The 6,111-nt window shown below is 75.3% G+C and carries 8 protein-coding genes; 1 reads left to right on the plus strand and 7 read right to left on the minus strand.

Going from position 1 to position 6,111, the window contains the following annotated elements; translation table 11 throughout:
* The 7 genes from ABZS51_RS19045 to ABZS51_RS19075 are packed head-to-tail and all read right to left on the minus strand — an operon-like array spanning position 1 to position 5,449.
* Entirely contained in the window at positions 1 to 1,260 is a 1,260-nt protein-coding gene (locus ABZS51_RS19045) for an FAD-dependent oxidoreductase (RefSeq protein WP_355442426.1), read from the minus strand.
* Positions 1,257 to 1,985: a hypothetical protein gene (locus ABZS51_RS19050; protein ID WP_310710855.1), complete on the minus strand. Its 729-nt coding sequence runs from the start codon at positions 1,983 to 1,985 to the stop codon at positions 1,257 to 1,259. Before ABZS51_RS19050 ends, ABZS51_RS19045 begins: the two co-directional genes overlap by 4 nt.
* On the minus strand, positions 1,982 to 2,422 hold the full coding sequence (locus ABZS51_RS19055) for a hypothetical protein (RefSeq protein WP_355442429.1): 441 nt from the start codon (positions 2,420 to 2,422) through the stop codon (positions 1,982 to 1,984). The genes ABZS51_RS19050 and ABZS51_RS19055 overlap by 4 nt, the downstream gene beginning before the upstream one ends.
* Positions 2,422 to 2,730, minus strand: coding sequence for a hypothetical protein (locus ABZS51_RS19060; RefSeq protein ID WP_355442432.1), 309 nt, complete (start codon positions 2,728 to 2,730; stop codon positions 2,422 to 2,424). Before ABZS51_RS19060 ends, ABZS51_RS19055 begins: the two co-directional genes overlap by 1 nt.
* A gap of 30 nt (positions 2,731 to 2,760) precedes the next feature.
* Positions 2,761 to 2,973: a hypothetical protein gene (locus ABZS51_RS19065; protein WP_310710858.1), complete on the minus strand. Its 213-nt coding sequence runs from the start codon at positions 2,971 to 2,973 to the stop codon at positions 2,761 to 2,763.
* 56 nt (positions 2,974 to 3,029) lie between these two features.
* Entirely contained in the window at positions 3,030 to 4,634 is a 1,605-nt protein-coding gene (locus tag ABZS51_RS19070; RefSeq protein ID WP_310710859.1) for an MFS transporter, read from the minus strand.
* Positions 4,631 to 5,449 (minus strand): hypothetical protein, encoded by an 819-nt coding sequence (locus ABZS51_RS19075; protein ID WP_310710860.1) that lies wholly within the window; start codon positions 5,447 to 5,449, stop codon positions 4,631 to 4,633. The genes ABZS51_RS19070 and ABZS51_RS19075 overlap by 4 nt, the downstream gene beginning before the upstream one ends.
* 171 nt (positions 5,450 to 5,620) lie before the next feature.
* Here ABZS51_RS19075 and ABZS51_RS19080 point away from each other — a divergent pair, with 171 nt between their 5' ends.
* Positions 5,621 to 6,028 (plus strand): helix-turn-helix domain-containing protein, encoded by a 408-nt coding sequence (locus tag ABZS51_RS19080; protein WP_355442436.1) that lies wholly within the window; start codon positions 5,621 to 5,623, stop codon positions 6,026 to 6,028.
* Positions 6,029 to 6,111: the final 83 nt, after the last annotated feature.

A 6,111-nucleotide genomic window follows, 5' to 3' on the forward strand; every position in this document is an offset into this window, starting at 1 on the left:
TCAGCTCTGCCTCACGGAATGGGGAACGGGGTCCAGCACGCGGTCGGGGGCGCGTCCGGGCGGACGGCCGGGCAGGGTGTCGGCCCCGCCGGTCGGCATGCCGCCCGGGAGGGTGTCCAGCATCGACGCCTGCGCCAGGTAGACGCGGGTGGCGTCCGGGTCGCCGGCGATGGCCCGCAGCCCGGCCATCGCGGCCGCCAGCCGGGAGGTGTCGCGGTCCTGCACGCCGGCGACGCGCGCCTCGCTGCGCGGGATCACGTGGTCGAGCAGGACGCCGCGCCGCCGCCACGCCCACGCGTCCAGCGCGGACGGCCCGGCCTCCCCGCCGATGACGTCGGCGAGGACGGCGCCGAGCTCGACGGCGTCGTGGATGCCGGCGTTCATGTTGAGCCCGCCGGCCGTGGAGGTCAGGTGCGCCGCGTCGCCCGCGAACAGCACCCGGCCGCACCGGAAGGAGCCGAGCACCCCGCGGGCCAGGCCGTACCGGTCGGCGCCGATGACCCGTACCGGGCGGCTGACCCCGGGCAGCGCCCGCCGCACCAGCGCGGCCACGGTGGAGGTGGCCAGCGGGTTGCGGGCGTCGCACGGGATGCGCACCACGATCCGCCAGTGGTCGGGCAGGGCGAGCAGGCTGCACGACTGGCCGACGTCGCGCACGTACGTCAGCGGCGCCAGCCGCGGCAGCAGCTCGTCCAGCGGCGAGTCGGTGAAGACCCGCAGCGCCTGCGTCGGGTAGCTGGAGCGGGGGAACGGCAGCCCGAGCGAGCCGCGCACGGTGCTGTGCGCGCCGTCGGCCGCCACCACGTACCTCGCCCGCGCCCAGCTGCGCCCGATGCGCAGCCGCACGCCGGTGCCGCCCTCGGCCACCCCGTCCACGGCCGTGCCGAACCGCACGTCCGCGTCCGGCTCGGCGGACAGCGCCGCCAGCAGCAGCGGGGTGAGCGACGACTGCTCCGCGTGCAGCCGGTACGGGTGCCGGGTCAGCCCGTCGAGGCTGCCCATCGCCATCTCGGCCAGGACCTCGCCGGCCCGGTCGCGCCACTGGACGCGGCTCACCACACGCCCGCGGGAGATGAGCGGCTCGGCGACGCCGAGGTGGTCCAGCAGGTCGAGCGTGGCCGGATGGAAGGTGGAGGCCCGCGACTGCCGGGCCAGGCCCGCCTCCCGCTCGAACACGGTCACCGGCACGCCCGCCCTGGCCAGGGTGAGCGCCGCCGTCAGCCCGACCGGGCCGGCGCCGACCACGGCGACGCCGCTCATGTCCGCTGCCCCTGCGCGGCCGGGCGGTGCGGGGCCCGGCCGAGCGTGATCGGCATGCCCGTCGCCCGCGACAGCGCCCACCAGGAGCTGCACAGGTTCGAGGTGAGCAGGACCCGGTCGTTGCCGGCGCCGATGGACAGCAGCGCGGGCAGCGTCGACATGCCGGTGCCGCTGAACAGCACCACCGCGTCGTCCGGCAGCCCCGCCTCCGTCACCTGCTCGACCAGCTCGGCCGGGGTCACGTTGTACGGCGAGAACCGGCCCCGGGCCCGCACCTCGACCACCCGGGTGACGTGCATGCCGGCGGCCTTCCAGAACCGCTCGGCCAGCTCCGTCAGCCACGGCTCGTACGGCGAGACGAGCACGAGGTCCTCGGCGCCGATGTGGTCGAGCGCGTCCAGCGTGGCCACCGTCGCCGTGGCGAACGGCACACCGAAGCGCCTGCTCAGCTCGTCGCACCGCAGCCGGTCCTCGTCCGGGCCGAGCAGGTAGCGTGAGCCGCTGCACAGCATCACGATCGCGTCCAGCGGCAGGTCGCCGAACGAGCAGATCATCGCGGGCAGCGCCTCGTTGTACGTCTCCAGCCGCTCCGGCAGGGTCAGCCCCGGCCGTACCGGGAGCCGGGTGACGTGCATGTCGGCCCGGGAGCCCAGCAGGCGCGCCAGCTCGGGCTCCGCCGCCGGGTTCGCCGGAGGCACGATCACGCCCACTCTGCCCCGCTTCATGTGGTCCTCCCGGGGTCCAGGCCGAACAACGTCCGCAGCGCGTCGGCGTACCGCTCGCCCGAGGGGGAACCCGAGTGGCGGGTCAGGCGCGTCAGCGGCCCTTCCAGGAAGGCGTCCACCACCCGCTGGACGGCGTCGCGCACCTCGTCGCGGGCGGAGGCGTCCAGCCCCGGCGCGCGGGAGGCGAGCCGGCCCAGCTCGGCGTCCGCGACGGCGCTCGCCTTGCTCCGCAGCGCCACCGCCACCGTGCTCGCGCTCGACCCCTCCGCAGGGGCCACGGACGGGGAGGGGGGCACCGGCACCGTGGTGATCCACGGCCGCGCGACACCGGCCCGGCGGGCGGGGATCGCGCCGCCGATCCCCCGGCGGACGAGCCGCTCCGGCAGCACGGGAGTCCGCTCCGGCAGGACGGGCGAGGGAGCGAGTCCGGCCGTCATCAGCAACCCGACCAAGCCGCGGCCCAGAAGGCCGCCTCACGCCGCTCCCGGGCCTCGTCAACCTCGCGCCGGGCCCGCGCCTGCTCCTCATCACGGCGGGTCCGCGCGTTCTCCATCTCGCGCAAGGTCCGCGCGTCTTCCGTCTCGCGCCGGGTCCGCGCGTCGTCAACGTCGGCCGTGACGTCCAGCCGCACTCCGGCGCGCTCGGCGCCGAGCAGGTGCACCGCGGCCCCGATCACGGTGTCGGCGAACTCCCGTTGCCGTTCCGCGGCGACCTCCGCCGGGCATTCGACCTTGATGGTGACCATGGTTTCCTCCTGCGGGGGGTGGTGAGGGGTTCAGGACGCGTGCTCGAGCGCCTGGTCGATGACGCTGATGGCCAGGTCGGACACCTGCCTGATGTGGTGCAGCCGGTGCACGGTGCGCTCGGCCGCCGCGGTGGTGACGCGGTCGTCCTCAGCCGGGCGGGGAGGCGGCGGCGCCGGCCTCTCACCACGGGCGGGAACCCCGTACGGGTGCTGGTACGGCCTGCGGATCTCATCGGTGAGCATGGTCCACTCCTGTCAGCGCGGCTTCACGGGCGGATACACGGGACTGGTTTCAGGGCTCAGAGCCGCTCGGCGGCCCGCTGGGTGGGCAGGTGGGCGGACAGGTCGCGGGCGCCGAAGCGGGCCAGCTCCTCCTCCGCCTCGTCGCGTACCTGGACGAAGCTGTCGCGCAGCTCGGCCAGCAGCCGGCGCAGCATGATCAGCTCTGCCTCGGCCTCACGCCTGGACAGGCGCGCGGCCCGGCGGCGTGGCGTTCCGGCGACGCGGGCCAGGGCCACGGTGCCGACGACCACGGCCACGATCAGGCAGCCGACCATCGCGGAGGCGAAGCCCGGCATCGGCCCGTCCAGCACCGGCTGGTCCACCAGGGCCGAGGCGCCGGCCACCCCGATCGCGCCGCCCAGCATGCGGGCCGTGTTCACGGCGCCGACCGCGGAGGCGTACTGGGTGGGATGGGCGGCCATCGTCCCGACCGTGAACGTGCCGGTGGACAGGGCGCCGAAGCCGCTGCCCAGCATGAGCGCGGCCACCAGCGTCAGGACGTTCGGGTAGGGGTTGGCCAGCATGAGGGCGCAGCCGCCGCCGAGGAGCAGGGCCCCGGCGTAGATGACCGCGTTGAGGCCGATGCGGCGCCCGGCCAGCATGGCCAGCGGGCTGCCCGCGATCATCGCGAGCGAGATGGGCGTCAGCCACAGGCCGATCGTCACGGGATCGAACCCGGAGCTCTTCAGGTAGAGCGGGCCGAGGGCCAGCACCACGAACGAGGCGGCGCCGTACAGCAGGGACGCCCCGCCCGACCACAGGAAGCCGGGCCGCCGCCACAGCCGCATGTCGATGGCGCCGGCCGCGTGGCGCCACGACGTGGCGACGGCCCCGGCCAGCAGGAGCCCGGCCGCCGCCGCGCAGCCCAGGATGCGCGGGGAGGTCCATCCCCACGTGCCGCCCTGGGAGACGGCGAGCACGGCCGCGGCGATCGCGCCGATGAGCAGCAGCGTGCCGAACACGTCGGGCACGCGCCGCACCTGCCCGAAGGAGCGGGGCAGCGCGGGGGTCAGCATGAGCAGGGCCGCGGCCAGGCCGGCGCTCGGCAGGAACAGGCCGCGCCAGCCGTACTCGGCCACCAGCAGGCCGCCGCCGGCCTGGAGCGTGAGCGCGCCGATCCCGGAGGAGGCGCTCCACAGCGCCACCGCGCCGGCGCGGCGGTTGGCCGGCAGCTCGCCCAGCAGCAGGCCGAGCGAGGCGGGGAACATCAGCGCGGCGCCGACGCCCTGCGCCAGCCGCCCGCCGAGGAGCAGCGGGAAGGACGTGGTCGCGATGACCGCCGCGGCACCCAGCCCGTACAGGGCCAGGCCGACCGCGAGGACGCTGCGCCTGCCCAGCAGGTCGGCGAAGCGGCCCGCCGTGGCCAGCAGCGCGGCCACCGCGGCGAAGTTGATCGTGCTGACCCACGTGATCTCCGCCATCGGCAGGGACGCCGCGATGGGGTCGCGGCTCAGCACGGGGATCGCCAGCGTCGTCGCCGTGCTGTCGGCCATGATCGCGATGACGACACCGCAGGCGATCAGCCGCAGGACGACGAAGCGCCCCCGGACCAGGAGCCGGGGCCGCGCCACCGGCCCGACGAACGGGCCGGCGACGTGCTCGCGAACGGGCGTCAGGGTCATCGCGGCGTCTCCGCCAGGTCCCTGCGGGCGACGGTGACGGTCTCAGGCCGGGGCACCTCGGGACGGTTCGGCACGCTGGCCGCGACCATCCGCTCGGTGATCCCGACCAGTCGCCCGGGCGCCCTGGTCCACGGGCGCGTCGAACGGCCGGCGTCCGGGCCGAGCAGCGACATGACGACCTGCGAGGCCAGCGTCAGGTGCTCGGCGCAGCGGCGGCTCACCTTGGCCTCCAGGCCGGTGACCTGCGCCAGCCGCAGCCGCAGCGGCTCCAGCGACGCGGTGCGCTCCAGACCGTCCAGCTCGGCGAGCCGGTCGGGCCAGCGCAGCTCACGGCCGACGTGGTCGCGGACCCTCATGGCGATCTCGTCGGCGGGCACCTTCTGCTCGCGCAGCCGGGTGCCGAGCGTGAAGGCCGCGCGGGCGGTACGGGTGTAGTCGGACAGCCGGCCCGCGAGGGCGGCGTCGAGCATCCGGACCCGGTGGACGAGGCACTCGGCGCTCCAGCCGAGCACCATCAGCCGCTCGGCGGCGACCTCGGTGTGCCAGCCGGCCAGCCGCAGCTCGCGGGCCATCCGGTGGTAGTGGACCCAGCGGTCGCCGTTGCCGTCCACCCAGACCTCCACGCCGCCGAGCGGCATGTTGGCGACGTGGACGCGCTTGTCAGGGGGTACCACGCGGGCGCAGATGCGCAGGATCACCCGATCTGGTGCCTGCGGAGCCCTCGGCCGCCTGGCGAACCAGGAACCGTTCTGCGGTTCGGCGGTCACTCCGGCCACCTCCTCGCCGGCGACTCTCCAGAACCGTCCGGCTGTCAAGTCTCACTTTCCAGGTGTCGGTCCGATAGTGGCGTTCTGTGGGAAGATGTGTCAACTGACACTTTCCAGTTGGGTATGGATGGCCCGCTGGAGGTTTACGGGCGGCCGAAGGCGCGCATGATCCCCGGATTCCCCTACGCTGAGGGTCTCCCGGGCGGCAGGAGGTGCGGAGTGGCGAACATCGCCGAGCGGCTGGACCTGGCGCTGAGAGAGCGGGGCCTGAGCGGCGCGCAGGTGGCCGCCGAGCTCACCGAGGCGGGCATCCCCATCACCCGGGCCTACGTCAGCCAGCTCCGCACCGGCAAGCAGGCCAACCCGACCCTCCAGGTGCTGCGCGCGCTCGCCTCCTGCCTCCAGGTCAGCGTCGGGTGGCTGGTGGGGGAGGAGTCGCTCGACTCCGGCGCGGTGGAGGACCTCCAGTTGCGGGCCGCCGCCATCGGCGCCTCCGCCTCCGGGCTGTCCGACGGCTCGCTGGCCGTGCTGCGCGGCGTCATCGACCTGGCCCGCCGGGCCGAGGGACTGCCCGAGCACTCCGGGCCCGCGCCCGAGGCCCCGGCCGTCCCGGCGGCGCGGCCATGACCTCCCCGAACGAGGGCAGACACTCGTCACGCCGGGCCGGTGGACGTACACGGAGGAGGTGGACGTGCGGGTCTCGCCGGTCG

This window comes from Nonomuraea sp. NPDC005501, assembly GCF_040605905.1.
In the GTDB taxonomy this organism is placed as follows: Bacteria; Actinomycetota; Actinomycetes; order Streptosporangiales; family Streptosporangiaceae; genus Nonomuraea.

Bases quoted from the DNA above. Each gene is read 5' to 3' on its own strand.
- ABZS51_RS19070 (WP_310710859.1), bottom strand. From the start codon at position 4,634: ATGACCCTGACGCCCGTTCGCGAGCACGTCGCCGGCCCGTTCGTCGGG.
- ABZS51_RS19050 (WP_310710855.1), bottom strand. From the start codon at position 1,985: ATGAAGCGGGGCAGAGTGGGCGTGATCGTGCCTCCGGCGAACCCGGCG.
- ABZS51_RS19055 (WP_355442429.1), bottom strand. From the start codon at position 2,422: ATGACGGCCGGACTCGCTCCCTCGCCCGTCCTGCCGGAGCGGACTCCC.
- ABZS51_RS19060 (WP_355442432.1), bottom strand. From the start codon at position 2,730: ATGGTCACCATCAAGGTCGAATGCCCGGCGGAGGTCGCCGCGGAACGG.
- ABZS51_RS19045 (WP_355442426.1), bottom strand. From the start codon at position 1,260: ATGAGCGGCGTCGCCGTGGTCGGCGCCGGCCCGGTCGGGCTGACGGCG.
- ABZS51_RS19065 (WP_310710858.1), bottom strand. From the start codon at position 2,973: ATGCTCACCGATGAGATCCGCAGGCCGTACCAGCACCCGTACGGGGTT.